Raw genomic sequence first — 26902 nt, 5'->3', positions numbered from 1 at the left:
GACCGTAGGCGACATGGATGTCGCCTACGAGCCTCCATGGATGGATTCACGGCGTGTCCCGGAAAGGGCCTGCCCCCGGGCGCCGCGCGACCCACTAAAGCAAGCCGCGCATCAGCGACGCGACAAACCGCACCGCAAGCCGACCAAGCCGACCAAAACGATCAAACCGATCGAAAGATCAAGCCGCGATGCTCTCCAACACCATCGCCTCGATCGCATCCAGATCCGGCAACAACGCACTCTGCTCGCCGAGCAGCACGCGCATGTGCACCCCCTGCGGCAGCGCCTCCTCCGACGCATCGGCCAGCAGCCCATCGCGCGGCACCGAGATCAACTGCGGGAACGACGCCGTCAGCAGCGCGAAATACGGCAGCCCCGCGTGACCACCCAGCGCCTTGAGCACCACGATCTTGTTGTTCACCGCTGCCGGCTCCTCGCCCAGCCCGCTCAGCCGCGCGAACGACAACAACGGCACCTTCCAACCGTGCCACGCAATCTGCCCGACCAACCAGCGCGGCGCATCGCCTAGCGGCTCCACCGGCACGCGCGACATTACCTCGGCCACCGTCGCGTTCGGCAGCAGCACGCGCTCGTCGCCCGCCTGGATCAGGACGCCGCGGATTTCGTCGTTACTGGCGTAGCTCATCTAAGACTCCTGAAGAACGGTTCGCCGCCGGGCCTCAGCCCGGCCAGCGCTCGGCCAGCGACTGCGCCAGCTGCACCGGGTCGCCCGACGGACGGCCCTGCTGCACCAGCCGCGCCGCCGCGGCCGGGTCATAGCACCCTTCCGCCGACTGCCCGGCCACCCACGCGCCCTGCTCGGCCAGCGCCAGCACGTCCGGCACCAGCGCCTCGCTCGCGCCGCTGAGCAGCAGCACCGCGCTGTCGTCGGCCGGCAACGCCGGCACCAACACCGCCGACCCCTCGCCCTCGGCGAAGGACAGCCCCGCCTCGCCGATCACCAGGCCCACGCCGTCAGGCAGGATGTAAGCCTTGCCCGGCGCCAGCGCCAAGCCCGCCTCGGCCAGTTCCACCGGCAACGGCGACACCCGGCCCATCTGCCGCACCAGGTTGCCGTACTGGCCCCCATCGAGCGGCATGCGGATCAACACCGCGCGCGGGAACTCGGCCGGCAGCGCGCCCAGCAGGCGACGGATCGCATCCGGCCCGCCGATGCCCGCCATCACCAGCACCGCACCCTGCGCCTTCGTCGCCGCCGCGGACTCCAGGTCCACCAGCGACAGCCCGCCGTCGGGAAGATGGTCGAACTGCGCCTCGCTGCGCGGACGCTCCACGATCGCCACGTCCTCGACCAAACCCCACGTGCTCGAATCACCCAGCGCCGAGGCCGGCGCGGGTGCCGGCGTGTCCACCGGCGCGTCGGCGAACGGAGCGTCGATCGGCTCAAGCAGCGCATGCGCGCGCTCGATCACCGGCACCACGACGTCTTCTTCCGGCGCCAGCGACAGCGTGGACGCGGTGAACAGCGCATCGCCCGGCACCTCGTCCAGCGCCTGCGCAGCCGCTTGCAGGTGCGGCGCCACCGGCTGGGCCGAATGCAGCTCGGCCGGCGTGACCGGCAGGCCCGGCTCGGGCGTCCAGCTCGGCTCCTGCTCGGCGCCCGGCGGCAGCACGTCGCCGTGGCCGTGCAGCTTGGCCGCCAGGTGGCGGGCCCAGCGCTGCGCGTCCCAGCCCTCGCGGCGCGCGGCCAGCTCGGCCTCGTCGAAGATCACCGTCACGTCGGGCCGGTTGAGCACCGGCTCCAGCGCTTCGAGCGCATCCTCGATCGCCGGCTCCAGCGCCACCAGCACCGCCGCGGGCTCCGCGTCGGCCAGCGTGCGCGCATCGATCGCGCCCGGCTCGTCTTCCAGCACCACGCGCGCGCCGATCAGCGACAGCGCCTCGCGCATCCTCTCGCGTGCCGGGCCGCTGCGGCCCAGCAACGCGACCGGGGTTCCCAGTTCGTTACTCGCGGACACGGGCGATACCCAGCAGGTCGTACACGTTTCGCATCAGATCCAACTCTTGGTAAGGCTTGCCGAGGTAGCGCTGCACGCCGATCTCGAAGGCGCGCTGGCGATGCTTGTCGCCCGAGCGCGAAGTGATCATCACGATCGGCACATCCTTGAAGCGCGCGTCCGCGCGCATCGCGGTGGCCAGCTCGTAACCGTCCATGCGCGGCATTTCGATGTCCAGCAGCATCAGGTCGGGCACGCGTTCTTCCAGCTGCTCCAGCGCCTCGACGCCGTCGCGCGCGGTGGACACCTCGAAGTTGTGGCGCTCCAGCACGCGGCCGGTGACCTTGCGCATGGTCAACGAGTCGTCCACCACCATCACCAGCGGCACGCGGCGCTGCGTCTCCACCACCGGCTCGGCAGCCGGACGCGCCGGCTGGGCGAGGTGGCGACGCACCAGCGGGGCGACGTCGAGGATAACCACCACGCGGCCATCGCCGGTGATGGTCGCACCGTAGATGCCCGGCACCGAAGCGATCTGCAGGCCCACCGGCTTGACCACGATTTCGCGGTTGCCCAGCACCTGGTCGATCGCCACCGCCGCGCGCAGGTCGCCGGCGCGCACCAGCAGCAGCGGGATCTGCGCCGCGCCATCGGCATTGGCCGCCGCCTGGCCGACCAGCGAGCCGAGGTCGTGCAGCGCGTATTCCTCGCCACCGTAGTGGTAGCCGCCCGCGCCGGCGCTGTAGCGCTCGCGGCCGATGCGGCCGATGCCGCTGACCGACGCCACCGGCACGGCGAAGGTGGTCTCGCCAATGCGCACGAACACCGCCTGGGTGACCGCCAGCGTCTGCGGCAGGCGCAGGGTGAAGGTGACGCCCTGGCCGCGCACGGAGTGGATGTCCACCGAGCCGCCGAGCTGGCGCACTTCGTTGCGCACCACGTCCATGCCCACGCCACGGCCGGCCAGCTGGCTGACCGATTCGGAGGTACTGAAGCCGGCGGCGAAGATCAGCTGGTCCAGCTCGTTGTCGCTGAGCACCGCGTCGGCGGCGATCAGGCCACGCTGCTCGCCGCGGCGGCGGATCGCCTCGCGGTCCAGGCCGGCACCGTCGTCGGAGACCTCCAACACGATTTCCGAGCCTTCGCGGCGCAGCTTGATCGCGATGGTGCCTTCTTCCGCCTTGCCCGCCTCGCGGCGTGCCTTCGGCTTCTCCAGGCCATGGGCCACGGAGTTGCGCAGCATGTGTTCCAGCGGGGCGACCATGCGGTCCAGGACGTTGCGGTCCAGTTCGCCGTGGGTGCCTTCCAGCAGCAGGTGCACCTGCTTGCCGGTATCGCTAGCGGCCTGGCGCACCACGCGGCGCAAGCGCGGCACGAGGCCGTCGAACGGCACCATGCGCGCGCGCATCAGGCCGTCCTGCAGTTCGGAGCTGACGCGCGACTGCTGTTGCAGCAGCGAGTCGTACTGGCGCGAGAGATCGTCCAGCACGCCCTGCAGGCCACCCAAGTCGGCCGCCGATTCGTTCAGCGCGCGGCTGAGCTGCTGCAGCGTGGAGAAGCGGTCCAGTTCCAGCGGATCGAACGTGGTGTCGCCCTGGTCCTGCTCGCGCTGGTAGCGCGCGACGATCTGCGCTTCGGTTTCCAGGTCCAGGCGGCGCAGCTGGTCGCGCAGACGCGCGTTGGTGCGGTCCAGCTCGGCCATGGCGCCGCGGAAGGCACCCAGCTGCTGTTCCAGGCGCGAGCGGTAGATCGCCACTTCGCCGGCGTGGTTGACCAGGCTGTCGAGCAGGTCGGCACGCACGCGCACCTGTTCCTGCGGCGCGCGGGCCGGGCCGAGTTCCTCGTCGACCACGCCTTCCACCGGCACCGGGGCCGACAGCGGCGCCACCGCCACCGGCTCGACCGCGGCGCTGATCATGCGCGCCACGTCGGCATCGGCGGCCGGCACTTCGGTGCGGCCCTGGGTGCGCGCGTCGAACGCGTCGATGAGGTCGGTCGGCATCCGCACCGCGCGGTGCTGGCCGGTGCGGGTCAGCAGTTGGTGCAGGCGGTCGAAACCGCGTTCGAGCAGGCGCACGTCGTCGCGACCGATCTCGGTGCGGTGGGCGGCGACCACTTCCAGCAGCGATTCGATGCCGTGGCCCAGGTCGCCGATGGCGTTGATGCCGGCCATGCGCGCGCCACCCTTGAGGGTGTGCAGGTCGCGCTGCAGGCCCGCGACCAGTTCGCGGTCTTCCGGGGCTTCGCGCAGGCCGGCGATGAGGCCGTCGCAATGGTCGAGCAGGTCCTTGCCTTCCTCGACGAAGATATCGACCAGCTCGCGGTCCAGCTCGTTGAAGTCCAGCGGGCCGGCATCGAGTTCCGCCGCGGCGGCGTCGGTGTCGGCGCGTACTTCGGCGGGTGCTTCAACAGGCGCGGCTTCGGCGTAGGTCGCTTCGGCGGGCGTGGCCTCGACCAGCGTGGCCTGGACCTCCGTCTGCGCGACGTCGGTGTCCTCGACCCGCACAACTTCGGCCGGTGTCTCCAGGGCCGATGCGTCGATGGCTTCCTCCACCGGCACGTCAGCCACGATCTCCTCGACCACGACGTCTTCGACGACCGGCACTTCGTGCGCCGGCTCGGCCAGCGGCGCGGCGTCGATGACGTCCGCCGCGTCGAACGCGGGGGTCTGCTCGGCCGGCGGCACCACTTCGGCGACGGCGGCGATGACTTCCTCGATCGCCCAGGCCGGCGCCGCCGGTTCGGTGCCGGCGTCCACGGCCGACCCGACATCCTCCGGCGAGAACGCCGGGGCTTCGGCTTCGGGCGCGGACAGCACGACTTCCTCGACCTGCCAGCCCGACTCGACCGGCGCCGGTTCGGGCTCGGCGGGCGGGGCGGCCGGCGCCAGCGCTTCGAACGCGGCCAGCGCTTCGGCCAGGCCGTCGTTGTTCGGTGCTTCGCTCGCCTCGTCCACCGGGGCGGCCTGGACCGCTTCCGGCTCGGCCGGCAGCGGCATCTCGATTTCCTCGACCGCCAGGTCCGCGTACGGATCGGCCGGGCGCACGCCGGCATCCACCACCTGCGGGTCGAGGTAGGCGCCCAGGTCCTGCGGACCGGTGAGTTCCTCGTCGGCCAGCGGCGCGATGGCCTCGTGCTCGTCGCCGCCCAGCATGTGCTGCGGCGGCCATTGCGCTTCGGGCAGCGTATCGACCAGCGCGCGCAGGCGCGCGGCCACGTCGGCGAAGGACGGAATGCGCGGGGATTCGGCCTGCAGCGCCGCCACCGTGGTGGCGATTGCCGCGGCGGTATCGGCGATGCCGTCCACGCCCGCGGCCTCCGGCGTGCGGCCGGCGGCGAGCGAACGCTTGACGAAGGTTTCCGCCGGCGTGGTGACCGCGGTGATCTCCGGCACGTCGGTCATCGCGAACGCACCGCTCATGGTGTGCACCGCGCGCAGCAATGCCTCGGTCACCGGCTGCGGCACCGGGCGCGATTGCGCCAGCCAGGCGTGCACGGTTTCCAGGTGCGTGGCGACCTCGGCTTCGAGGATCTCGCGCAGCACGCTGTCCACCGAGGCGGGCGTGCCTTCGCCGGCGAACACGTTCTGCGGGGCGGCGGCTTCGGCGACCACCGGGGCGGCGACGGCCGCGGTGGCGGCGGTCGGCACGTACCAGGCGTCCTCGCCGGCGCCGATACGATCGGCCACGGCCTGCATCGCCATCAGGTCGGCGGCGATGCGGCCATTGCCGCGCAGGGCGGCGTTGAGCTGCGGCAGCACCTGGTAGGCCTGGTCGACCATGGCGACCACGGCCGGGCTGGCCGGGCGCGTGCCGTCGAGCACGCGGTTGAGCATGCCCTCGATCTTCCAGCTGAACTCGCCCAGGGTGCGCGCGCCGACCAGGCGGCCGCTGCCCTTGAGGGTATGGAACACGCGGCGGATCGGGCGCAGGTTCTCCACGCTGTCCGGCGCGGCGCGCCACACGGGCAGCAGCTGGCCGAGGTTGACCAGTTCCTCGTCGAATTCCTCCAGGAACACGTCGCGGATGTCGCTGTCGATCTCGTTGCCGTCGTCCTCGAAACCGCCTTCCAGCGGGGCCGGGGCGTCCGCGGCGGCGACCGGCGCGGCGGCTTCGGCCACCGGCGCGGGCGTGGTGCTGAAACCGGCGGCGGCGGCATCGAGCTCGGCGATGAACGCGGCATGCGCGTCATCCAGCTCGATCTTGCTGATCGTGCCTTCCTGCACGTGCGGCGCCGAGGCGTCGGCGGCGGGTGCGGCTTCTTCTTCCAGGAACGCGGGCAGCGTGGCCTCGAAGGACTCCACGAACGGGCTGTCGGCGTCCAGCGCCGGGTCGTTCGGATCGAACGCCTGCGGTGCGTCGGGCGCGGCGGCGGCGGGCTCGGGCTGTACTTCGGGCAGCGGCGGCAGCGGCGGCAGTTCGTCGGCGGATGCCGGCTCGAAGCTCGCCTCGGAGAACGAGGCCGCCGGCGTCGCCGCCTCGCCTTCCAGCTGGCTGGCATCGAAACGGTAGGTCACCTGCGCCGCGGCCGCGTCGATGTCCTGCTCGGCGGAAACCGGATCGAACGACAGTCCCGCGTGGTCGGCATTCCATTCGCTGCCGGTCGGCGCCTGGCCGCCATCGGCGGACAGGTCGATCGGCGCGATCTGTGCCGTTTCCAGCGCGGGGGCGAAATCCTGCTCGGCGGCGACCGGGTCGAACGACACCGCCACCGCCTCGACCGGCGCGGCTTCCTGCAGCGTCCATTCGAAACCGCCGGCGGTGACGTGCAGCCCCTGCGGCAGCGGGCTGATGTCGGCCACGGTCAGTTCGTGGCGCGCCTCGACGGGCTCGGCCAGCTCGGCGACCGGCGCCAGTTCGATGGCCTCGATCTCGATGGTTTCCGGTTCGACGGCCAGCGGCTCGGCGGCCGCGTATTCGGCCACGGCCTCCGCCACGGGCGCGGCGACCGGCGCGGCCACGAAGGCGGGCGCCGGCGGCGGCAGCGCCTGCTCGGCATCCTCGGACGGCAGCGGCCAGTAACGCAGGGTTTCCAGGCTGCTGCGGGTGATGTCGAGGATTTCCTCGCGGCCCGGGCGGCGTTCGCGCAGGGCTTCGAGGTAGTACTCCAGGCTGGCCATCGCATCGGCCAGGGTGTCCAGCTGGCGGCCACTGGGCACGCGCTGCTTGGCGATCAGCTCGCGCTCGATGTAGCGGCGCACGCCTTCCAGGTAATCGGCAGGCTCGGGCAGTTCGAGGATGCGCAGCGCGCCGCCGACTTCTCCCAGCAGCTGCGGCACGTCGGCCAGGCGGTGGTGGTCCCAGTTCGTCTCGATGAAGGCGACGAAGTGCTCGCGCGCCGCGCCGAAGTTGGCGATGGCCTCGTGCGCCAGCACTTCCAGCGTGCGACGCACTTCCGAGGCGTTGGCATTGGCGTTGACGTCGTCGTCGTTGCTCGCGTCCGCGCCCAGGCGCGCGACCTGGTCGTCCAGCGAGGCATCGACGTAGAGCAGCGCGCCGGCGATATCGAGCAGCAGGCCTTCGTCGACCTGCTGCTGGCCGTCCACGATGCGGCGCAGCGCATCGCGCTGCTGCACCACCACGTTGCGCGCCACGCCCAGGCCCATCATGCCGAGCGTGTCGGCCACGCTGCCCAGGTCGTTCACCTGCGCCTGCAGCTCGGCGACATCGCCGCCGGTGCGCAGGTGCAGGTCCAGCGCGTCCTTCACGCGCAGCAATTCTTCCTTCACCGCGTTGCCGACGGTGTCGAGCAGTTCGCGGTTGCGGCCGCTCAGGCTGCCGCGCGCGTGGTCCAGTTCGGCCTCGGTCGCGTTGCCGGCCTGCGGGTCGAAGGCAAACAGCACGCTTTCGTTGAGCACCGCCTCGCCACGCATGGCGCGGATTTCGTTGAGCAGCGGCAGCAGCACGATCGGGATGTCGCGGTGGCCGTTCTGCAGGCGCTCCAGGTAATCGGGCAGCAGCACGGTGCCGCGCATCAGCATCGCGCAGGCTTCGTGGGTGTCGGCGACCTTGCCTTCCTGCACGGCCTTGGCCAGCAGTTCCAGCTCCTCGGCCACCATCGCCGGGGCGTACAGCTCGACCATGCGCAAGGTGCCCTGCACCTGGTGCAGGTAGCCGGCGCAGAAGCGCATGCGGCTGGTGTCGGCCGGTTCCTCGACGAAGAACTCGATCTCGTGGCGGGCCTGGCGCAGCGTCTCGTCGAGTTCGGGCTTCACCCAACCCAGCGCCGCGTGGCTCATCGCATCGCGCAGTGCACTCATTGCAGCCCCCCCGAGCTATCCGCCATGGCCACGCGCAAGCGCGCCCGCGGCGCGGCCTTTTCCTGCATTGGCGTATCGCTACGCGTCATTCTCGTAATTCCTTTCCCGTTCCGCCCGTCGCTCACGCCGGCAGCTTGAAGTCGGCGACCGAACGACGCAGGTCGGCGGCCAGCTGTGCCAGGTGGCCGATCGACTCGGCCGTCTGCCCCGCACCCTGCGAGGTCTGGCCGGTGATCTTGCGGATGACGTCCATCGTCTGGGTGATGTCCGTCGCCGCCGCGGACTGCTGGTGGGCGGCGATGGAGATGTTCTTAATCAAATTGTTCAGTGCGTTGGACACGCGCTCGATTTCGGTCAGCGCGGTACCGGCGTCCTCGGCCAGGCGCGCGCCGGACACCACTTCGGAGGTGGTCTGCTCCATCGAGCTGACCGCCTCGTTGGTATCGGCCTGAATGGTCTGCACGAGGCTTTCGATGCGTCGGGTCGCGCCGGAGGTACGTTCCGCCAGGCGCTGCACTTCGTCGGCCACGACCGCGAAGCCGCGGCCGGCCTCGCCCGCCGAGGCCGCCTGCACCGCCGCGTTGAGCGCGAGGATGTTGGTCTGCTCGGAAATGTCGTTGATCAGTTCCACGATCGAGCCGATCTCCTGCGAGGATTCGCCCAGGCGCTTGATGCGCTTGGAGGTTTCCTGGATCTGGTCGCGGATCTGGTCCATGCCCTGGATCGTCTCGCGCACCACGCCGGCACCCTCGGCGGCGATGACCACCGAGCGCTGCGCCACTTCGGCCGACTCGGTGGAGTTGCGCGACACCTGTTCGATGCTCGCGGCGATTTCGTTGATGCGCTCGGAGGCGGTGGTGATCTGGCTGGCCTGGTGGCCGGCCGCTTCGGCCAGCTGCATGGCGGTGGCCTGGGTTTCCTGCGAGGACACCGCGACCTTGGCCGAGGTGTCGTTGATCGTGGTCACCAGGTGGCGCAGCTCGTCCACGGCGTAGTTGATAGCGTCGGCGATGGCGCCGGTCATGTCCTCGGTCACCGAGGCCTTCACCGTCAGGTCGCCCTCGCCGAGCGAGGAGATTTCGTCCAGCAGCCGCATGATCGCCTGCTGGTTGCGGCTGTTGAATTCCACCTGCGTCTGCAGGCGCAATTCCTGTTCGCGCGAACGGGCACGCACCATCGACCAGACCAGGCCGATGATCGACAGCACCAGGATGCCGCCGGACAACACGCCCAGCCACAGGTTGGGGAACAGGCGGGTGTCGCGCACCGAACCGAAGGCGGAGAACGCGTCGAACAGCTTCTTGCTGTCGTCGAGCATCTTGCCCGAGCCGCCGGTGATCGCCGCCGCCGAGGACTGCGCGGCGAACAGGTTGCGCGAGCTGGCGAGGATGGCGTCGACGTCCTTCTTCATCGTCGCCCACTGCGCCTGCGACTGTTCCAGGGCCGACAGCGCCGCGGGGTTCTTCACCGCCACGATGCCCAGTTCCTCGTTGCCGTTGCGCAGGCCTTCGAGCATCTGGCTGAACACCACCGAGTCGCGCGCCAGCGCGTCGCCGGAGGCCGCCGCGCCGGCACCGCCGGCACGCATTTCGGTCACGCGGCGCGCCATGGTGCCGGCGACCACGACCTGCTGCAGGGTGTTGTAGATCTGCGACGCCGGGGCGCCGCTGACGGTCATCGCGCGCACCACCTCGTTCAACTGCGCCTGCAGCTGCGGCACCGCGCCGGTGAAGCGGTCGGCATTGCCGGCCAGGGCCAGCACGGCCGGCTCGGAGGCGATCACCTGCTCGGCGCTCTTGCCCAGCGGGGTCCAGGTGGACTTGAGCTGGCGGATCGGCCCGGACACGCCGGTCTCCTGGCCGTAGCGGCCTTCCAGCTCCGAGACGGTCTTGTCGATCTGGGTCTTGGTGTCCTTGAAGGCGGCGAACGCCTTGGCATCACCGGACACTGCCTCGCGGCCCTGGTTGGCCAGCTGCTGCGAGAGCACCTGCAGGTCGGCCGCGCCGGTGGAGGCGCCGGCCAGGCGGCTGCCCTGCCAGGTCGACACGGCGAAGTTAGCGGCGAACACGATCAGCGACAGCGCCAGCAGGATGAGCCAGAAGCTCGTGCTGACTCCGCCAATCTTCTTGTTCTGGGGCGCGTCCGGGGCGGTACTCATTTTCGACCTCGATGCTCGATGCGTGGCGGGCCCGGCTTACGCCGCGGCCTGCCGGAATTCGGGGGTGCGCGACAGCAGCGACAGGGAAAACACGCCCCAGTCCTGTTCTTCGGCGCGGAAGGCGCGATCGACGAAATGGCCATAGCGGCCCTGGGCGATCTCGCCCGGCGCGGTGGCCTGGGCCAGCTCGAAACTGCGCTGGCCGAACAGCTCGTCGATGGTCAGGGCCACGTCGCCACCGGCCTGGCGCATGATCAGGACGCGCTGGCCTTCGTGCAGCACGGTGCGCCGGCCTTCCATGAACTGCTTCAGGTCGACCACCGGGAACAGGTTGCCGCGCAGGTTGCCCACGCCCAGCAGCCACGGCTGCGCGCCGGGCACCGGGGTCACCGGCGGCATCGGCACGATTTCCACCACTTCGCGGAAGTCCGACACCAGCCGGCGCTGGCCGACGCGGTAGCCCACGCCGCGCCACACGTCGGTGGCGAACTGGCGCTCGGGCAGCTGCACCGCATGGGCCAGGCTGCGCCGTTCGTAGACTTCGAGGATGTCGAACGGAGAGCGCATCAGCCCACCAGCTCGGCGATGCGCGCGATGAGGTCTTCCTCGCGCGGCGGCTTGACGATGTAGTCGGCCGCGCCCTGGCGCAGGCCCCAGGCCTTGTCGGTTTCCATGCCCTTGGTGCTGACGATCAGCACCGGGATGTGCTTGGTCGCCTCGTCGCGCGACATCGCGCGCGTGGCCTGGAAGCCGCTCATGCCCGGCAGCACCACGTCCATCACGACCAGGTCGGGCAGCTGGCCCTTGGCCAGCGTGAGTCCTTCCTCGGCGTTGTCCGTGGCGACGACCTGGTGGCCGGCCTTCTCAAGCCACTGGCTGAAGACCGCCCGATCGGTCGGCGAATCTTCGATCAGCAGGATTTTTGCCATTTGCCCTTCCCCCTGGTCAGGCGTTGACGTATGTGCGGATGGCGCTCAGCAGTTCTTCACGGGTGAAAGGCTTGGTCAGGTACTGCTCCGAGCCCACGATGCGGCCACGCGCCTTGTCGAACAGGCCGTCCTTGGAGGACAGCATGATCACCGGCGTGGACTTGAACAGCTGGTTGCCCTTGATCAGCGCGCAGGTTTGGTAGCCATCCAGGCGCGGCATCATGATGTCCACGAAGATGATCTGCGGCTGCTGGTCTGCGATCTTGGCCAAGGCCTCGAAGCCGTCGGTCGCGGTGACGACCTCGCAACCCTCGCGCTTGAGCAAGGTCTCGGCGGTGCGGCGGATGGTCTTCGAATCGTCGATGACCATGACCCTCAGACCTGCGAGCTCCCCGCCCGCAGCAATGTTTTCAGTCATTCCAATGTCCCCGGGACGCGCGGTGCTTCATCCAGTCCGGCACCGCTGCGAAACGTCATGTATATCCCAATACCCGCCGATACTGTCAAGCGCGGCGATAGTGGCCCAGCAAACCCGCCCGCCCGGTAGCCGGGGCCGGCGGAACTGGTTCGCAGTTTTGCGCAGATTTCCGGCATCTCCTGTCCCCCTTGGACGGCCCGGTCCGTTCCGCCGCGGACGTGCCCGCGTCGGCCCCTCGAACCGTTAACATCGGCGGCCAGCTCCCATGCTTTAACCCCAGGTTCGCGTCATGCCGCTAGACGTCATCGTGGTGATGGACCCCATCGCCCAGATCAAGATCGCCAAGGACACCACCTTCGCCATGCTGCTGGAGGCCCAGCGCCGCGGCCACCGCCTGCACTACGTGCGGCCCGGTGGGCTGGCCCTGCGCGGCGGCAACGCCATCGCCACCGTCGCCCCGCTGTCGGTGCGCGACGACAAGGCCGGCTGGTTCACCCTGGGCGAGTTCGCCGAGCTGGCGTTCGGGCCGGGCCAGGTCGTGCTGATGCGCAAGGACCCGCCGTTCGACCCTGAATACCTCTACGACACCCACCTGCTCGGCATCGCCCAGCAGGCCGGCGCGCAGGTGGTCAACGACCCCCAGGGCCTGCGCGACTTCAACGAGAAGCTGGCCGCGCAGCTGTTCCCGCAGTGCTGCCCGCCCACGCTGGTCAGCCGCGACGCCGCGCAGCTGAAGGCCTTCGCCGCCGAGCACGGGCAGGTGGTGCTCAAGCCGCTGGATGGCATGGGCGGGCGCTCGATCTTCCGCAGCGGCCAGGGCGACCCCAACCTCAACGTGATCCTGGAAACGCTCACCGACGGCGGCCGCAAGCTGGCCATGGCGCAGCGCTTCATCCCGGACATCAGCGCCGGCGACAAGCGCATCCTGCTGATCGACGGCGTACCGGTGGACTACTGCCTGGCGCGCATCCCGCAGGGCGACGAATTCCGCGGCAACCTGGCCGCCGGCGGCCGCGGCGAAGGCCGCCCGCTGAGCGAGCGCGACCGCTGGATCGCCGCCCAGGTCGGGCCGGAGATGAAGCGCCGCGGCATGCGCTTCGTCGGCCTGGACGTGATCGGCGACTACCTCACCGAGGTCAACGTCACCAGCCCGACCTGCGCGCGCGAGCTCGACGCGCAGTACGGCCTGAACATCTGCGGCCAGCTGTTCGACGTGCTCGAGGCTGACCTGGCCGCATGAGCGCCGCGCCCGCCGCCGGCCGCGCGCCCGACCCGCGCGCGGTGGAGAACCAGCGCCTGAGCGCCACCCTGGTGCTGTCGCTGATCGTCTACGGGCTGCTGATCCTCGGCGTGGGGTTCGCGGTCAGCGACGAGGCGCCGCTGGTGCCCACGCTGGACGTGATCTTCAGCCAGACCAGCACCCCGCTGACGCCCAAGCAGGCCGATTTCCTTGCCCAGGCCAACCAGCAGGGCGGCGGCGACCACGACAAGGCCGCCCGCCCGCGCGACAGCCAGCCCGGCGTGGTGCCGCAGCCGCGCACCGGCCTGGCACCGGTGCCGGTGCAGGCGCAGCAAGCGGCGGCCACGCCCCCGCCGGAGGCGCGCGTGGTGGCCAGCCGGCGCGGCGAGGAACCCCTGCCGGCGCAGCAGCCCAACCCGGAAGTGCAGCGCCCGCAGAGCGCCGCGCAGGCCCTGCGCGAGCAGCGCGATGCGGAGATGGCGCGGCTGGCCGCCGAGGTGCACCTGCGCTCGGAGCAGTACGCCAAGCGCCCGAACCGCAAGTTCGTCTCCGCCAGCACGCGCGAGTACGCCTACGCCAACTACCTGCGCGCCTGGGTGGACCGCGCCGAGCGGGTGGGCAACCTCAACTACCCGGACGAAGCGCGCCAGCGCCGCCTGAGCGGGCGGGTGGTGATCACCGTGGGCGTGCGCCGCGATGGTTCGGTGGAGAGCTCGCGCATCCTCATTTCCAGCGGCGTGCCGGTGCTCGACAACGCCGCGCTGCGCGTGGTGCAACTCGCCCAGCCCTTCCCCGCGCTGCCCAAGACCGACGACGGCGTGGACATCCTGCAGGTCACCCGCACCTGGCTGTTCCTGCAGAACGGCGAACTGCGCGACGACCGCTGAGCCGACGCGCCCGGCTCAGGGCGCGATGTCGACCGCGCCGCGATGGCGGCGCACCACCGACCACGGCAGCACGCTCCACTCCGGCTCATCGCAGGCGCGCGCGGCGCGGTAGAAGCTCGCGCCCAGGTACAGTCCCTGGTCGGTGGCATGCCAGCTCGGGAACGACCAGACCTGGTCGTCGGCGTAATCGCAGTCGTCCTCGCCTTCGCCGGCTTTCATCTGTTCCGGGTACAGGCGCTGGAACTGCGCCACCAGCCACGGCGCCCACACCTGCGAGCGGTAGTCGAGCCACGCGCTGCCGTGTTCGTCGGTTGGCGCCGGCTTGCCGGTGGAGATCACGTCTTCCAGCCGCAGCTCGCGGCCGGTGCGCGGGTCCAGGTTGATCGGGCTGTCGCCGAAATCCGGATGCGCGCCGCCGCAGTAGTAACTGGTGAACACGCTGGCGCTGAGGATCTTGGCGTCGATGCGGTGCACGGTGACGGTCTGGTCGTACTCGCCTTCGCCGCCGCCGGAGAGGCATTCGTAGTACGCCTGCACCCCGGCCCAGAGGCGCGCGTGCAGCACGCGGTTCACGCGCTCGCGCGCATCGGCCGGATAGCCGTCCACCACCTCGAACAGGCGGATGCCGCTGGCCGGCTCGCGGCGCCAGCGCAGGCGGTACGCGCCATGCTGCTCGCTGCCGTCGTCCACCAGTGTCAGGCCGGACAGGCGCAGGTAGTCGTAGGGCTCGGCCTTGCGCAGCGCGTCGAGCGCGGGGTCGGCATCGGCGGGCAGGCTTGCCACCGCGAGCGGCTTGAGCGCGATCGGCAAGGTCTTGCCCTTCGCATCGCGCCATTGCCCGGTGTAGGCGCCGTCGCTGCCCTTGCGCAGCGTCCAGCGCGGCCGTTCGGATTCGTCGCTGTGCCAGTCCGCGTTTTCTTGCATCGCCACCACGCCGTGGTCGGCCGGCTGCGCTTCCAGCGCGATGTCCAGCCGATGGCGGCGGTAGAAGTAACGGCCGTCGGTACCGTCCTTGCCCTGCGCCAGCTCGGCGACGATGGCCGACTTGCCGAGCGTGCCTTCGTAGACCGTGCCGGCGCTGGCACAGCCACTGAAAGCGAGGCCGGCGAGCAGGGCGAAGCGTGCGTATCCATCCATGGGCGGCGTGTTCCTTGCGTGGGGAGCGGCTAGCGCTGGGCTTTCGCCGCCTTCTGTTCTTCCAGGGTCAGCGCGACGTTGTTGCGCAGGTAGGCCGGCTCGATCTTTTCCGCCGCCATGCCCTGCCCGGCCGCCAGGCGCGGCAGCGCCAGCGCGATGACATCGGCCGCATGCGGCAGCGCCTGCGCATCCACACCGCGCAGCCATGGCGCCAGCCGCTGCGCCAGCACGCCATCGGCGGCGGCGAAACCGGTGCCCACGCCGTACCAGTGCGCCGCATCGTCGGGCAGCGCCACGGCGTGCGGCGCCAGTACGCGCTCCTCGTCGAGCGCGCGCCAGCCATCGCCTTCGCGCGCGAACGCGGCGGCGTACACCTCGCCCATCCGTGCATCGATGCTGGCCAGCACGCGCGTGGCATCGGCCGGTGCGCGCCGGACCAGCACTTCCAGCGTGGAGACCGGCAGCACCGGCACGTCCAGCGCCAGCGCGATGCCCTGCGCGATGCCGATGGCCAGCCGCACGCCGGTGAACGCGCCCGGGCCACGGCCCACCGCGATGGCGTCGAGCTGCGCGCGCGAAAGGCCGGCCTCGGCCAGCAGCGCCTGCGCCCACGGCAGCGCCAGCTCGGCATGCCGGCGCGGCGCCAGTTCGAAGCGCTCGATCGTGCCGCCGGCCGTATGCAGGGCGACGGAGCAGGCTTCGGTCGAGGTTTCGAAGGCGAGGACGTTCATGGAGGCACCCGGGGGAAACGCGCGCAAGGTTACCGCGACGGGGCGTCGGCGGGCAGTTCGGCCGCGGGCACCGCGCCGGCCGGCCCGGTGCCGAAGAAGGCCTGCACGTCGGTCAGCGCGTGCGTGAGCGCGAACGGCGGCAGCGAATCGAGGAACACCCGGCCGTATCCGCGCGTCTGCAGGCGCGGGTCGCACAGCACCAGCACGCCGCGGTCGGTCTCGCTGCGGATCAGCCGCCCCACGCCCTGCTTGAGCGCGATGACCGCCTGCGGCAGCTGTTCGTCGCGGAACGGGTTGCCGCCCTCGCGGCGGATCGCGTCCAGCCGCGCTTCGTACACCGGATCGTCCGGGGCGGCGAACGGCAGCTTGTCGATCACCACCACGCTGAGCGCCTCGCCGACCACGTCCACGCCCTCGCGGAAACTGGCCGAGCCCAGCAGCACACCATTGCCGGATTCGCGGAAGCGCTGCAGCAGGGTCGCGCGCGGCGCCTCGCCCTGCACGAACAGCGGCCACGGCCCGTCGCGCAGCGCCTCGGCCGCCTCGCGCAGCGCGCGGTGCGCGGCGAACAGCACGAACGCGCGCCCGCCGGAAGCTTCCAGCACCGGGCGGATCGCGGCCACCAGCGCGGTGCCATAGCCGCGCGAGGCCGGATCGGGCAACGGGCCGGGGAGATAGCACAAGGCCTGGTGGTTCCAGTCGAACGGGCTGGGCTGCAGCAGCGTCATCGGGTCGCGCAGGCCCAGGCGCGTGGCGATGTGTTCGAAATCGCCATCCACGGCTAGCGTCGCGGATGTGAACACCCACGCGGCGCGGGAATTCTCGCGGTGTTCGCGCAGCGGCCCGGAGACATCCAGCGGCGTGCGCTGGCAACGGAAGCCGCGCGGGGTGAGCTCGTACCAGCGCACGTCGTTGTCGGGCACCTGTTCCTCGGGCAGGGCGTCGAAGTCCGCCACGGGGGCTTCATCGCCCAGCCAGCGCGACAGCCGTCCGGCCGCCTCGCGCGCACGCGCCGCGCACGCATCCAGGCCCGGCGAGGCGTCGCGCAGCGGGTCCAACGCGCCTTGCAGATGCTGCAGCGCGGTCACCACCGCATCGAAACCCTCGCGTACCTGCGGGCGCGCCAGCGCGCGCCACTGCGTGCCGCGCGGCGGCAGGCCTTCCATGTCCGCGCGCAGCTGGCGCAGCGATTCGTCCAGCTGCTGCACCGGCGCCTGCAACACCGCCTGCGCGCCGCCGACCAGGCGCGATTCGGCCACGCAGTCGCGCGCCAGTTCCTGCCACGGGCGCATGCCGAAGCCTTCGCCGAAGAAGTTGCTGGCCAGCTCCGGCAACTGGTGGGCCTCGTCGATGACGAAGGCCTCCGCGCCGGGCAGGATTTCGCCGAAGCCTTCCTGCTTGAGCGCCAGGTCCGCCAGCAGCAGGTGGTGGTTGACCACCACCAGGTTCGCCGCCTGCGCCCGCTGCCGCGCCTGCACCACGAAGCATTCGCTCCAGAACGGGCATTCGGTGCCCAGGCAGTTGTCGACGGTGGAGGTCACCATCGGCAGCAGCGGCGAATCGTCCGGCAGCGCTTCCAGTTCGGCCATGTCGCCAAAGCGCGTGCGCCCGCTCCACGCCAGGATGCGCTGGAACTGCGCCACCTGCTCGGGGCTGGCGAAGCGCGGCTCGCCGCGCGCCTGCTGCAGGCGGTAGCGGCACAGGTAGTTCGCGCGGCCCTTGAGCAGCGCCGATTCCACGCCGATGCCGAGCGCGGCGCGCACGCGCGGCAGGTCGCGGTGGTAGAGCTGGTCCTGCAGCGCGCGCGTGCCGGTGGAGATGATCGTCTTCATGCCCGACAGCAGCACCGGCACCAGGTAGGCGAAGGTCTTGCCGGTGCCGGTGCCCGCCTCGGCCAGCAGCACATCGCGCTGGTCGAAGGCATCGGCGATGGCGCCGGTCAGGTGCAGCTGCGCCGGCCGCGCCGTGAAGCCGGCGATGTGGCGCGCGAGCGCGCCCTGCGCATCGAGGGCTTCGCGGCTGGCGTGGGCGAGCAGGGACATGGGGGCGCGGTCGGGGCGGGATCGGAATCAGCGGCGGCGGGAGCGCCGGGCGCCCGCCGCGATGCGAAGCGTGCCCGTGTCCCGCGCGGGATCAGTAACGCTTGATCCCGGGCACGGTGCAACCTTCGATCTGCGCCTGGGCCGAGGCGGCGTTTTCCTTTTCGCCGCGCGCCAGGCGTGCCTGCTCGATGGTCGCCCAATGGCGGCGGCACACCGGACCGGTCTTCGACCCCAGGTCCACGGCGCGCTTGGCGTAGCTTTCCGCGCCCTTCCAGTCGCCTTGCAGCAAGGCCACCTCGGCGCGTTCCTGCAGCACGCCCGGGTCTTCGGACACCAGCGTGAGCGCCTGGTCGAGCGCACGCGCGGCGCCGTCCAGGTCGCCGGCCTCGCGCTGGTGGCGGGCGCGCTCGCGCAGGTCGTCCACCTGCGGGTCGCGCAGCGGCTGCACGGACAGCTCCGTGTCGTCCACGCCGGCCATCTTCTCCACCGCCGCCAGGCGCTGCGCCGGGGTGGTGGTGTCGGTCACGACGGGCGGCGGCGGGGCGCTGGAGCACGCGGCCAGGGCCAGCACCAGGGCAAAGGGAACGGCACGAAACATCATCGGGAACTTGCGCATCATCAGGGGGCTCACTGTTCGGGCGGGGGCGCGGACTGCGCCGGCTCAGCCTGCTTTTCCTTCTTGTCCAGGCCGAACCAGCTGCGCCAGCCGCCGCCGCTGCTGCCGCCCTCCTCGGCCGGCGCGCCGTCCACCGGCGCGGCGGCGGCGCTGCAGGGCACGTAGGCCGGCGCGTAGCCGACCACGAACGGGAACTGGCGCGCGCCCGGACAATCCACGTCGGTAGTGCCCGAACCGTTGGCTTCCACCCACTGCCAGTCCAGGCCCTTGCCGTTGACCTTCAACGCGGCGCTCGGCAGCCGGGTGAAGATGCCCGACCATACCCGCATCGCGCCGGTGGCGCCGTAAAGGCCGGCCTGCTCGTTCTGGTCGTTGCCGATCCAGATCACCGCCAGGTGGTCGCCGGTGTAGCCGGCGTACCAGCTGTCGCGGCCGTCGTTGGTGGTGCCGGTCTTGCCGGCCGGGGTGAGCCGGCCCAGGCCATCGGCCATCAACTGGCGCGCGGTGCCGTTGCTGACCACCTGCTGCATGCCCACGCCGATCAGGTTGGCGGCGATCGAATCGCCCTCCTGCGCCGGCGCCGGCGTCTTGTCGTAGCGCTTGAGCAGCTTGCCCTGCGGGTCGAGCACGCCGCGCACGGCGTGCAGCGGCTGGATTTCGCCGCCCGAGGCGAGGAACTGGTACAGCTGCGCCATCGCATACGGGCTCTGGTCGGTCGAGCCGAGGATCAGCGCCGGGTTGGGATCGGCCTGCACGCCGGCCAGCACGTGGATCAGCTGCGCGATGCGCTCGGGCCCCACCTGCATGCCCACGCGCACCGTGGCCTGGTTGTAGGAGTGCGCCAGCGCATCGACCAGCCGCACCGTGCCGTGGCTGCGGTGGTCCGCGTTGTCCGGCGACCACGTGCGCCCGCGCGCCAGCTGCACCGTCACCGGCGAGTCGTCCACCCAACTGGACAGCGACCAGCGATCCGGCGAGGCCAGCGCGAGCAGGTAGACGAACGGCTTGAGCAGCGAGCCCACCGGCCGCTGTGCTTCCACCGCGCGGTTGAAGCCGGGGTCGGCGACCTGCGCGCTGCCGATCACCGCGATCACATCGCCGTTGTGCACGTCGGTCATCACCAGCCCGGCCTGCAGCGGCGGGCGCTTCTTGTTCTCCAGCGACTTCAGCGTGCGCGTCACCGCGCCTTCGGCATACGCCTGCGCGGAGGGCGACATGCCGGTGAGCACGCTCATGCCCGCGCCTTGCAGCACGCTTTCCGGGTAATCATGGGCGAGCTGGCGACGCACCAGGTCCACGTAGGCGGGGAACCGGTTGGCGGCGACCAGCCCCGGCTGCTCGGGCACGCCCAGCGGGGCGGCCAGCGCGCGCTTGTAGGCGGCGGCGTCGATCAGGCCGCTCTCGTGCAGCTTGCCGAGCACGAAATTGCGCCGGTCCAGCGCGCGCTCCGGGCTGCGCCGCGGGTCGTAGTAGGACGGCCCCTTGACCAGGCCGATCAGCAGCGCGACCTGCTCGGGCGTCAGCGAATTGAGGTCGCGGCCGAACCAGAACTCCGCGCCGGAGGCCACGCCGTGCACCGCCTGGCTGCCACGCTGGCCCAGGTAGACCTGGTTGAGGTACGCCTCCAGGATGGTGCGCTTGTCGTAGCGCGCTTCCATGATCAGCGCGTAGAGGATTTCGTTGAACTTGCGGGTGACGGTCTGTTCCTTGCCGATGCCCAGCAGGCCGCTGCGCGCCAGCTGCTGGGTCAGCGTGCTGGCGCCCTGGCGGGTCTGCCCGCCCGAGCGCACCATCACCCACGCCGCGCGGACCATGCCGCTGACGTCGATGCCGTGGTGCGAATTGAAATCGCGGTCTTCCACGGCCTGCAAGCCGGTGACCAGCAGCTCGGGCACTTCCTCCAGCCGCACCAGCCGGCGCTCTTCCTGCTTCTGCCCGTACAGCGTGGCGATGCGTGCCGGGTCCATGCGCGCGGCGCGCAGCGCCTTGCGGCTGCCGGCATCGCGCAGCGAGGCCACGCGCCCGCCGCTGACCACCACCTCCACCCGCCGCGCCGGCACGCGCCCGTCCACGTCCACGTAGCCGCGGCTGGAAATCACGAAACGCCCGCCGTCGCGCTGGTAGGTGCCGGGCAGTTGGCCGGTGCCGTCCTCGCGGTAGGACGCCGCGTCCAGCTCGGTCTTCAGCGTCGCCGCGTCCATCGCCTTGCCCGGCGCCAGGCCGAGCGGGCGCGCGTAGACCCGCGTGGGGATCTGCCAGCGCAGTTCGCCGAAGCGCTGGGTGACCTGCTGGTTCAGGTACAGCGTGTAGGGAATCAGGAAGCCGAGCGCGAGCGCCAATGCCGCCAGGCCCCACACGATCAGCCGGCGCTGCCAGCGCGGGCCGTCCTGGTCCTCGTCGAAGTCGTCTTCGATGTCTTCGGAATCGTCGTAATCGTGGTGTCGCGGCACGGGAATGCGAGAATGTGGGCTCCGGCGAGTCTAGCGCAGCCGGCGCGGCGGTTGCGGCCGGCGCGATCTCCGCTCAGAAGGTGTTATGGAAGCAGAAATGACCGCCCAGCCCGCCGCGGCGCCCCGCGCCGTCGTCCCGACCGCTCCGCGCGCCGCGCGGCCGCGGCGCTGAGCGGCGCGCGCATGTCGATCTCCGATTGGCGTTACCTGCTGCGGCGCATGTCGGCGCTGGCGCGGCGCGGCTGGTCGAGCCTGCGCGCGCGCGGTTGGCGCGCCACGCTGTCGCGCGCCCGCGTGCACCTGCAACCGCGCGTGGCCGATACCGGCGCGCCGCTGTGGTTCCCGCCCGCCGCGCCGTTCGCGCCGTTCACGGTGCCGCACAGCGACGCGCCCGCCGTGTCGATCATCATCCCGGTCTACAACCACCTGGCGCACACGCTGGCCTGCCTGCGCGCACTGGCGGCGCATCCGCCGGCGCTGGCCTGCGAGATCATCGTCGTGGACGATGCCGGCACGGGCGACGAAACGCCGCAGGTGCTGCCGCAGGTCGCCGGCCTGCGCTACCACCGGCGCGCCCGCAACGGCGGCTTCATCGCCGCCTGCACCGACGGCATCGCGCTGGCGCGCGGCCACTACGTGGTGCTGCTCAACAACGACACCGTGCCGCAGCCGGGCTGGCTGGACGCGCTGATCGGCACCTTCGCCACGCATCCGCGCGCCGGGCTGGTCGGCGCGCAGCTGCTGTACCCCGATGGCCGGCTGCAGGAATCGGGCGGCATCGTGTTCGCCGACGGCAGCGCGTGGAGCTATGGGCGTTTCGAATCGCCTTCCGATCCCCGCTATGCCTACGTGCGCGAGGTGGACTACGTCTCCGGCGCGGCGCTCGCGATCCCGCGCGACCTGCTCGAACGCATCGGCGGCCTCGATGCGCGCTACGCGCCGGCCTATTACGAGGACACCGACCTCGCCTTCGCGGTGCGCGCCAGCGGCCACCAGGTGCTGGTGCAACCCGCCGCGCGGGTAGTGCACGATGAAGGCACCAGCCACGGCACCGATACCGGCAGCGGGATCAAGGCCTACCAGGTACGCAACCGCGCGGTATTCGCGGAGAAATGGGCCGGTGTGCTCGGCCAGCACCTGCCGGTGGGCAGCGTGCCCGCGCCGGCACTGCTGCACCGCCGCCAGCGCCAGGTGCTGATCCTGGACGAAGCGGTGCCGCAGCCGGATCGCGATTCCGGCTCGCTGCGCCAGTACAACCTGATCCGCCTGCTGCTGGAAGGCGGCGCGCACGTAGTGTTCGTGCCGACCGCGCGCGCGCACGGCGGGCGCCATACCGAAGCGCTGCAACGGCTGGGCGTGGAGACCTGGCATGCGCCGCAGCTGGGCAGCCTGGCGGGCTGGCTGCGCCAGCACGGCGCGCGTTTCCACGCCGTCATGATGGTGCGCCATCACGTGGCCGACGCCGCGCTGCCGCTGCTGCGCCGGCACGCGCCGGGTGCGCGCACGGTCTTCGACACGGTGGACCTGCATTACCTGCGCGAGCGGCGCGGCGCCGAGGTGGCTGGCGATGCGGCCGGCTTGCGCGCCGCCGAGCGCACGCGCAAGCGCGAACTGTCGGTGATGGCGCGCAGCGACGTCACCGTGCTGGTGTCCTCGGCCGAACGCGCGCTGCTGCGCGCCGACGCGCCGGGCGTGCAGGTGGAGCTGCTCTCCAACCTCCATGAAGTGGCCGCGACCAGCCCGGGCTGGGCCGCGCGCCGCGACGTGGTGTTCGTCGGCGGCTTCGGCCATCCGCCCAACACCGATGCGATGCACTGGTTCATCGGCGAAGTATTTCCGCGTATCCGCGCGCGATTGCCGGACTTGCGTTTCCACTGCATCGGCGCGGACGTACCCGACGCGCTGCGTGCACTGGCCGCCACGCAGCCGGGCGTGGAAATCCACGGCCACGTGCCGGAGCTGGCGCCGTACATGGAGGGCGCCCGGGTCGCGGTGGCGCCGCTGCGCTTCGGCGCGGGCGTGAAGGGCAAGATCAACCTCAGCATGGCGCACGGCCAGCCGGTGGTCGCCACCGCCTGCGCGGTGGAAGGCATGCACCTGCGCGAGGGCGAGGACGTGCTGGTGGCCGACGAGGCGGAAGCCTTCGCCGCCGCCGTGGTGCGCCTGCACGAGGACGAGGCGCTGTGGTCGCGGCTGTCGGCCAACGGCCTGCGCAACGTGGCCGAGCATTTTTCGCTGGAGGCGGCGCGCGACACCGTGCGCCGCGTCTTCCTGGACTGAACTAGCGATCGCGCCCTTCGGCGGCGCGCACACGCGCCTGGAAATCGGCCAGTTCGGGCGCGGCGGGGTCCAGCCGCCGCGCCTGCCGCGCCGCTTCGGCCGCGAACGCCGCATCGCCGGCGCCGAGCCGCTCGCTGCCCACCGCGATCCAACGCTGTGCCAGCCGGCGCCGCGCGTCGGCCAGGCTGGCGTCGCGCACGGCCAGGGCCTGCCACGCATCCAGGCACGATTGCGCGCCGCGCACCCGGTTGGCGCGCAGTGCATCCTCGAAACACGCGCGCGTCTGCGGCACCAGCCGCGTGGCGGCCGCGCGCACGCGCGCATCGTGCGGGGCCAGCGATTGCGCTTCGCGCAGCGCGTCGAAGGCGCTTTCGCCCGGCGGGGTGAGCCAATGCTGCTTCGCCTCGGCCGCTTCGATACGCGCGAGCAACTGGCGCAGCTTCTTCGCGCGGGCCGCGGGCGCCAGCGTGGGCTGCGGCGCCTGCGCCTGGCGCGCACGGACGATGGCCTGCTCGGCGGCACGCACGCCGGCGCTTTCCGGCGACCAGGCACGTGCGCGGGCGATGGCCGCCTCGGCGTCCTCGAATGCGAAATCGCTGGCGCGCCGGGTCGCTTCGGCGGCATAGGCGGCGGCGAGGTGCTCGCTGTCGCGGGCGATGGCGGGGTCGTCCGGGCGCAGTTCGGCGACGAGCCGCAGGTCCTCCTCGGCCTGCGCGAGCCGGCCCTGGCGCAGGCGGGTTTCGGCGCGACGCAGACGCTGCTGCAAGGCGTCGTTGAGCGCCGCCTCGCTGGCCGGCAGGTCGGCGTGACCCGGATCGTAGCCGCGCGCGGCGCGCACCTTTTGCGCTGCCGCAGCGAGATCGCCGCCCGCCTGTTCGCGGCGAGCTTGCTGCAACAGGTCCTGCAGCGCGTCCTCGCGGCCTTCGAGCGCATCGAGGCGGTCGGGGGCCAGGTCGAGCACGCGCTGGTACAGCGGCAGCGCGCTATCGGGATCACCGTCGAGGCGGCCGGCTTCGTGTGCCTGCCGGGCGCGCGCCACCAGGTCGTCGAGCCCCGCGCGCGCGGCCTGGTATCGCCGCAACTGCAATGCCAAGGCATCGGATTGGGCTTGCGGCACCTGCAGGCGCTGGGCCAGTTCGAGCGCGCGGCGCGCGCCGCCGATGTCGTCGCGCGCCAGCGCCTGGCGGCCCTGCGCGAGCGCCGCCAGGCCCGTGCGGGCCAGCCCGTCGCCGGCCTCGCTGCGGTCGCTGTCCAGCGCCAGCGCGGCCTGGAAGGACTCCCGCGCGCCGCTGCCATCGGCCGCGGTCAGGCGACCTTGGGACAGCGCGCGTTCGCCCTGGGCGAGCAGTTGCTGGATGCGCGTGTCCGGCCACAACCACTGCGCCAGCGGGCGGCGAAAGGCGACGATGCCAATCACCAGCACCGCGGCCACCACCGCCACGCCGATCCAGAGCCGGCGGTCACGCAACGGGCGTACCAGCGCACCGCGCAGCGGCGTGCGGAAACGGCGGCGTCCATGGCGCGGCGGGCGTGTCGGGTTCACCGCGCGATAGTAGCGGTGCACGCGCGACGTGTCGGTGACTGGCGGGCGTGGCCTCGCGCTCCCCGCGCATCCCCGCAGGCGAACACCCGCGTCAGCGACCGGATCAGCCCAGCCTGCGCACCTGGTGCACGCCCGGCAAGGCGTCCAGCTTGCCCAGCAGCGTGGAGAGCTGGCCGTAGTCGCTCACCTTCAACCGCAGGCGCAACTGCGCCTGGCCGCTGTCGCGCACGTTGTCGCTGTTGATCTCCAGCACGTGGGCGTCTTCCTGCGCGATGAGGTTGGTCACGTCCTTGAGCAGGTAGCGCCGGTCCACCGCGCGCACCTGCACGTCCACCTCGTATCCACTGCCGGCCTGGCCCCACTCCACCGGCAGCAGGCGCTGCGGGTTGGCCGCGCCCAGCCGCGCCAGCGCGGCGCAGTCGGCGCGATGCACGGTCACGCCGCGCGCCTGGGTCAGGTAGCCGACGATCGGCTCGCCGGCCACCGGCTGGCAGCAGCGCGCCAGCTGCACCAGCAGGTTGCCCACGCCCAGCACGGTGAACTTCGATTTGCCCAGCCCGGTGCGCTTGGCCGTGGGCCGCGGCAGCGCCGGTGGCGCCTGCTGCGCGCGTTCGGCTTCCAGCAGCGCGCGGCTCACCTGGCTCGGCCCGGTGTCGCCCAGCGCCACCTGGATGTAGAGATCGTCCACGCTGTCGGCATGGAAACGCTTGGCCGCCACCATCAGGTCGGCCTGCTGCAGGCCCAGGCGCTTGAGTTCGCGGTCCAGCAGCTCGCGCCCGGCCTGCACGTTGCGCGCGCGGTCGAGCTTGTGGAACCACGCGCGCACCTTGTCGCGCGAACGCCCGCTGGCGAGGAAGCCGTTGGCCGGCAGCAGCCAGTCGCGGCGCGGGTCGGCCTCCTTGGCGGTGAGCACCTCCACGCGGTCGCCGCTGCGCAGCTTGTAGGTCAGCGGCACGATGCGGCCGTTGACCTTCGCGCCGCGGCAGCGATGCCCGACCATGGTGTGCACGTGGTAGGCGAAATCCAGGGGCGTGGCGCCCTGCGGCAGGTCGATCACCTCGCCCTTGGGCGTGAGCGCGTAGACGCGGTCCTCGACCAGCTCGGCATCCAGCGCGCCGGCCAGCTCGCCCGCCTCGCCGTCCTGCGATTGCTCCAGCAGCTGGCGCATCCAGGTGATCTTGCGGTCGAACGACTTCTCCGCGCCCTTGCCGCCTTCCTTGTATTTCCAATGCGCGGCCACGCCGAGTTCGGCCTGGGCGTGCATCTCGTGCGTGCGGATCTGCACTTCCACCGTGCGCCCTTCCGGGCCGACCACGGCGGTATGCAGCGAGCGGTAGTCGTTGGCCTTGGGGCGGGCGATGTAGTCGTCGAACTCGCTGGGCACCGGCGCCCACAGCGCATGCACCACGCCGAGCGCGGCGTAGCAGGCGGCCACGTCGTCCACCATCACCCGCAGCGCGCGCACGTCGTAGAGCTGGTCGAAGGCCAGGCGCTTCTTCTGCATCTTCCGCCAGATGCTGTAGATGTGCTTCGGCCGCCCGCTCACCTCGGCGTGCAGGCCGTGTTCGGCCAGCGCGTGGGTAAGCGCGCGGCGCACCGTTTCGATGTAGCGCTCGCGCTCCACGCGGGTTTCGTCCACTTCGCGGGCGATGCGGCGGTAGGTGTCCGGCTCCAGGTAGCGGAACGCCAGGTCCTCCAGTTCCCACTTGAGCTGCCAGATGCCCAGGCGATTGGCCAGCGGGGCGTGGATGTCGCGCGTGAGCTGCGCCAGCGCGCGGCGCTGCGCCTCGGGCAGGCGGCTGGCCGCGCGCATGCGCGCCAACTGGCGCGAGAGCAGGATCGGCACCACGCGCAGGTCGTGGATGATCGCCAGCAGCAGGCGGCGCAGGCCTTCGCTGTTGCGCCCCGCCTCGCGGCCGGCGTGCAGTACCCAGACCTGGTCGGCGGCGTCCTGCCCTTCGAGCAGGCCGGCCAGCGCCTGGCGGCGCGGGGCGTCCAGCGGCAGGTCCGGCAGGGTGGCGCGCAGGGCCGGCAGGTCGAACAGCAGCGCGGCCACCAGCGTGGCCTCGTCGGCGGAAAGCAGGTGCAGCAGGTCCAGGGTCTCGGCCAGCACCGGCCAGGCGGGCACGGCGTCGGCCGCGGGCGGCTGGGCGGACCACGCCTGCGCCAGCGCCTGCCGCAACGCGGGCGCGATGGCGGCCGCCGAGCGGCGGTCGAGCAGGTCCTGGAGATGGGCGGGAGGCGGGCGATGCAC

General features: G+C 71.6%; 17 protein-coding genes. 3 read left to right on the top strand and 14 right to left on the bottom strand.

All coding sequences use genetic code 11. The annotated features are described in order from the left end of the window. Window positions 1-178: 178 nt before the first annotated feature. The 7 genes from P6166_RS10990 to pilG form a co-directional block, all read right to left on the bottom strand. Window positions 179-646, bottom strand: a complete 468-nt coding sequence (locus P6166_RS10990) for a chemotaxis protein CheW (RefSeq protein ID WP_277764494.1) — start codon at window positions 644-646, stop codon at window positions 179-181. Window positions 647-680: 34 nt separating this feature from the next. Beyond that, complete coding sequence (locus P6166_RS10985) at window positions 681-1961, bottom strand: chemotaxis protein CheB (RefSeq protein ID WP_277764503.1); 1281 nt, start codon at window positions 1959-1961, stop codon at window positions 681-683. A gap of 4 nt (window positions 1962-1965) precedes the next feature. After that, window positions 1966-8217, bottom strand: coding sequence for an Hpt domain-containing protein (locus tag P6166_RS10980; protein WP_277764493.1), 6252 nt, complete (start codon window positions 8215-8217; stop codon window positions 1966-1968). Between the two features lie 121 nt (window positions 8218-8338). After that, a complete protein-coding gene (locus P6166_RS10975; protein WP_277764492.1) occupies window positions 8339-10375 on the bottom strand; it encodes a methyl-accepting chemotaxis protein in 2037 nt (678 codons plus the stop codon). Between the two features lie 36 nt (window positions 10376-10411). Beyond that, entirely contained in the window at window positions 10412-10942 is a 531-nt protein-coding gene (locus P6166_RS10970) for a chemotaxis protein CheW (protein WP_277764491.1), read from the bottom strand. After that, window positions 10942-11304 (bottom strand): response regulator, encoded by a 363-nt coding sequence (locus tag P6166_RS10965; protein WP_130318814.1) that lies wholly within the window; start codon window positions 11302-11304, stop codon window positions 10942-10944. The genes P6166_RS10970 and P6166_RS10965 overlap by 1 nt, the downstream gene beginning before the upstream one ends. Before the next feature lie 16 nt (window positions 11305-11320). Continuing rightward, the gene (gene pilG, locus P6166_RS10960; protein ID WP_057646033.1) at window positions 11321-11722 is read right to left on the bottom strand and encodes a twitching motility response regulator PilG; all 402 of its coding nucleotides are present in this window, start codon (window positions 11720-11722) and stop codon (window positions 11321-11323) included. A gap of 289 nt (window positions 11723-12011) precedes the next feature. Here pilG and gshB point away from each other — a divergent pair, with 289 nt between their 5' ends. Then, on the top strand, window positions 12012-12962 hold the full coding sequence (gshB, locus tag P6166_RS10955; RefSeq protein ID WP_277764490.1) for a glutathione synthase: 951 nt from the start codon (window positions 12012-12014) through the stop codon (window positions 12960-12962). Continuing rightward, window positions 12959-13849: an energy transducer TonB gene (locus tag P6166_RS10950; RefSeq protein ID WP_130318812.1), complete on the top strand. Its 891-nt coding sequence runs from the start codon at window positions 12959-12961 to the stop codon at window positions 13847-13849. Before gshB ends, P6166_RS10950 begins: the two co-directional genes overlap by 4 nt. Before the next feature lie 15 nt (window positions 13850-13864). On the opposite strand, the gene P6166_RS10945 is transcribed toward P6166_RS10950, so the two are convergent. From P6166_RS10945 to mrcB, 5 genes are all read right to left on the bottom strand, one after another. Further along, the gene (locus P6166_RS10945) at window positions 13865-14986 is read right to left on the bottom strand and encodes a hypothetical protein (RefSeq protein ID WP_277764489.1); all 1122 of its coding nucleotides are present in this window, start codon (window positions 14984-14986) and stop codon (window positions 13865-13867) included. A 29-nt stretch (window positions 14987-15015) separates the two neighbouring features. Further along, window positions 15016-15717, bottom strand: a complete 702-nt coding sequence (tsaB, locus tag P6166_RS10940; RefSeq protein ID WP_277764488.1) for a tRNA (adenosine(37)-N6)-threonylcarbamoyltransferase complex dimerization subunit type 1 TsaB — start codon at window positions 15715-15717, stop codon at window positions 15016-15018. A gap of 29 nt (window positions 15718-15746) precedes the next feature. Beyond that, entirely contained in the window at window positions 15747-17759 is a 2013-nt protein-coding gene (locus P6166_RS10935; RefSeq protein WP_277764487.1) for an ATP-dependent DNA helicase, read from the bottom strand. 91 nt (window positions 17760-17850) lie between these two features. After that, window positions 17851-18360, bottom strand: a complete 510-nt coding sequence (locus P6166_RS10930) for a hypothetical protein (protein WP_277764502.1) — start codon at window positions 18358-18360, stop codon at window positions 17851-17853. Between the two features lie 26 nt (window positions 18361-18386). Further along, complete coding sequence (gene mrcB, locus P6166_RS10925) at window positions 18387-20825, bottom strand: penicillin-binding protein 1B (RefSeq protein ID WP_277764486.1); 2439 nt, start codon at window positions 20823-20825, stop codon at window positions 18387-18389. Window positions 20826-21008: 183 nt separating this feature from the next. Between mrcB and P6166_RS10920 the strand changes: the two genes are divergently transcribed. Next, the gene (locus tag P6166_RS10920; RefSeq protein WP_277764485.1) at window positions 21009-23105 is read left to right on the top strand and encodes a glycosyltransferase; all 2097 of its coding nucleotides are present in this window, start codon (window positions 21009-21011) and stop codon (window positions 23103-23105) included. A 1-nt stretch (window position 23106) separates the two neighbouring features. Here P6166_RS10920 and P6166_RS10915 read toward each other — a convergent pair whose 3' ends face one another. Together P6166_RS10915 and P6166_RS10910 are read right to left on the bottom strand one after the other, a co-directional pair. Then, the gene (locus tag P6166_RS10915) at window positions 23107-24540 is read right to left on the bottom strand and encodes a hypothetical protein (protein ID WP_277764501.1); all 1434 of its coding nucleotides are present in this window, start codon (window positions 24538-24540) and stop codon (window positions 23107-23109) included. 211 nt (window positions 24541-24751) lie between these two features. Then, window positions 24752-26902 carry a bifunctional (p)ppGpp synthetase/guanosine-3',5'-bis(diphosphate) 3'-pyrophosphohydrolase gene (locus P6166_RS10910; RefSeq protein ID WP_277764484.1) on the bottom strand — a complete coding sequence of 717 codons (2151 nt, stop codon included), beginning with the start codon at window positions 26900-26902 and terminating at the stop codon, window positions 24752-24754.

Origin of the sequence: Stenotrophomonas sp. HITSZ_GD (assembly GCF_029543105.1) — a bacterium.
Taxonomy (GTDB): domain Bacteria; phylum Pseudomonadota; class Gammaproteobacteria; order Xanthomonadales; family Xanthomonadaceae; genus Stenotrophomonas_A.
Note: the sequence above shows the minus strand (reverse complement) of the source record. Positions and strands in the feature narration are given on the sequence as shown.

Bases quoted from the DNA above. Each gene is read 5' to 3' on its own strand.
- P6166_RS10990 (WP_277764494.1), bottom strand. From the start codon at position 646: ATGAGCTACGCCAGTAACGACGAAATCCGCGGCGTCCTGATCCAGGCG.
- P6166_RS10935 (WP_277764487.1), bottom strand. From the start codon at position 17,759: ATGTCCCTGCTCGCCCACGCCAGCCGCGAAGCCCTCGATGCGCAGGGC.
- P6166_RS10930 (WP_277764502.1), bottom strand. From the start codon at position 18,360: ATGATGTTTCGTGCCGTTCCCTTTGCCCTGGTGCTGGCCCTGGCCGCG.
- pilG (WP_057646033.1), bottom strand. From the start codon at position 11,722: ATGACTGAAAACATTGCTGCGGGCGGGGAGCTCGCAGGTCTGAGGGTC.
- P6166_RS10980 (WP_277764493.1), bottom strand. From the start codon at position 8,217: ATGAGTGCACTGCGCGATGCGATGAGCCACGCGGCGCTGGGTTGGGTG.
- P6166_RS10920 (WP_277764485.1), top strand. From the start codon at position 21,009: ATGTCGATCTCCGATTGGCGTTACCTGCTGCGGCGCATGTCGGCGCTG.
- P6166_RS10970 (WP_277764491.1), bottom strand. From the start codon at position 10,942: ATGCGCTCTCCGTTCGACATCCTCGAAGTCTACGAACGGCGCAGCCTG.
- P6166_RS10975 (WP_277764492.1), bottom strand. From the start codon at position 10,375: ATGAGTACCGCCCCGGACGCGCCCCAGAACAAGAAGATTGGCGGAGTC.
- tsaB (WP_277764488.1), bottom strand. From the start codon at position 15,717: ATGAACGTCCTCGCCTTCGAAACCTCGACCGAAGCCTGCTCCGTCGCC.
- gshB (WP_277764490.1), top strand. From the start codon at position 12,012: ATGCCGCTAGACGTCATCGTGGTGATGGACCCCATCGCCCAGATCAAG.
- P6166_RS10945 (WP_277764489.1), bottom strand. From the start codon at position 14,986: ATGGATGGATACGCACGCTTCGCCCTGCTCGCCGGCCTCGCTTTCAGT.
- P6166_RS10965 (WP_130318814.1), bottom strand. From the start codon at position 11,304: ATGGCAAAAATCCTGCTGATCGAAGATTCGCCGACCGATCGGGCGGTC.
- P6166_RS10950 (WP_130318812.1), top strand. From the start codon at position 12,959: ATGAGCGCCGCGCCCGCCGCCGGCCGCGCGCCCGACCCGCGCGCGGTG.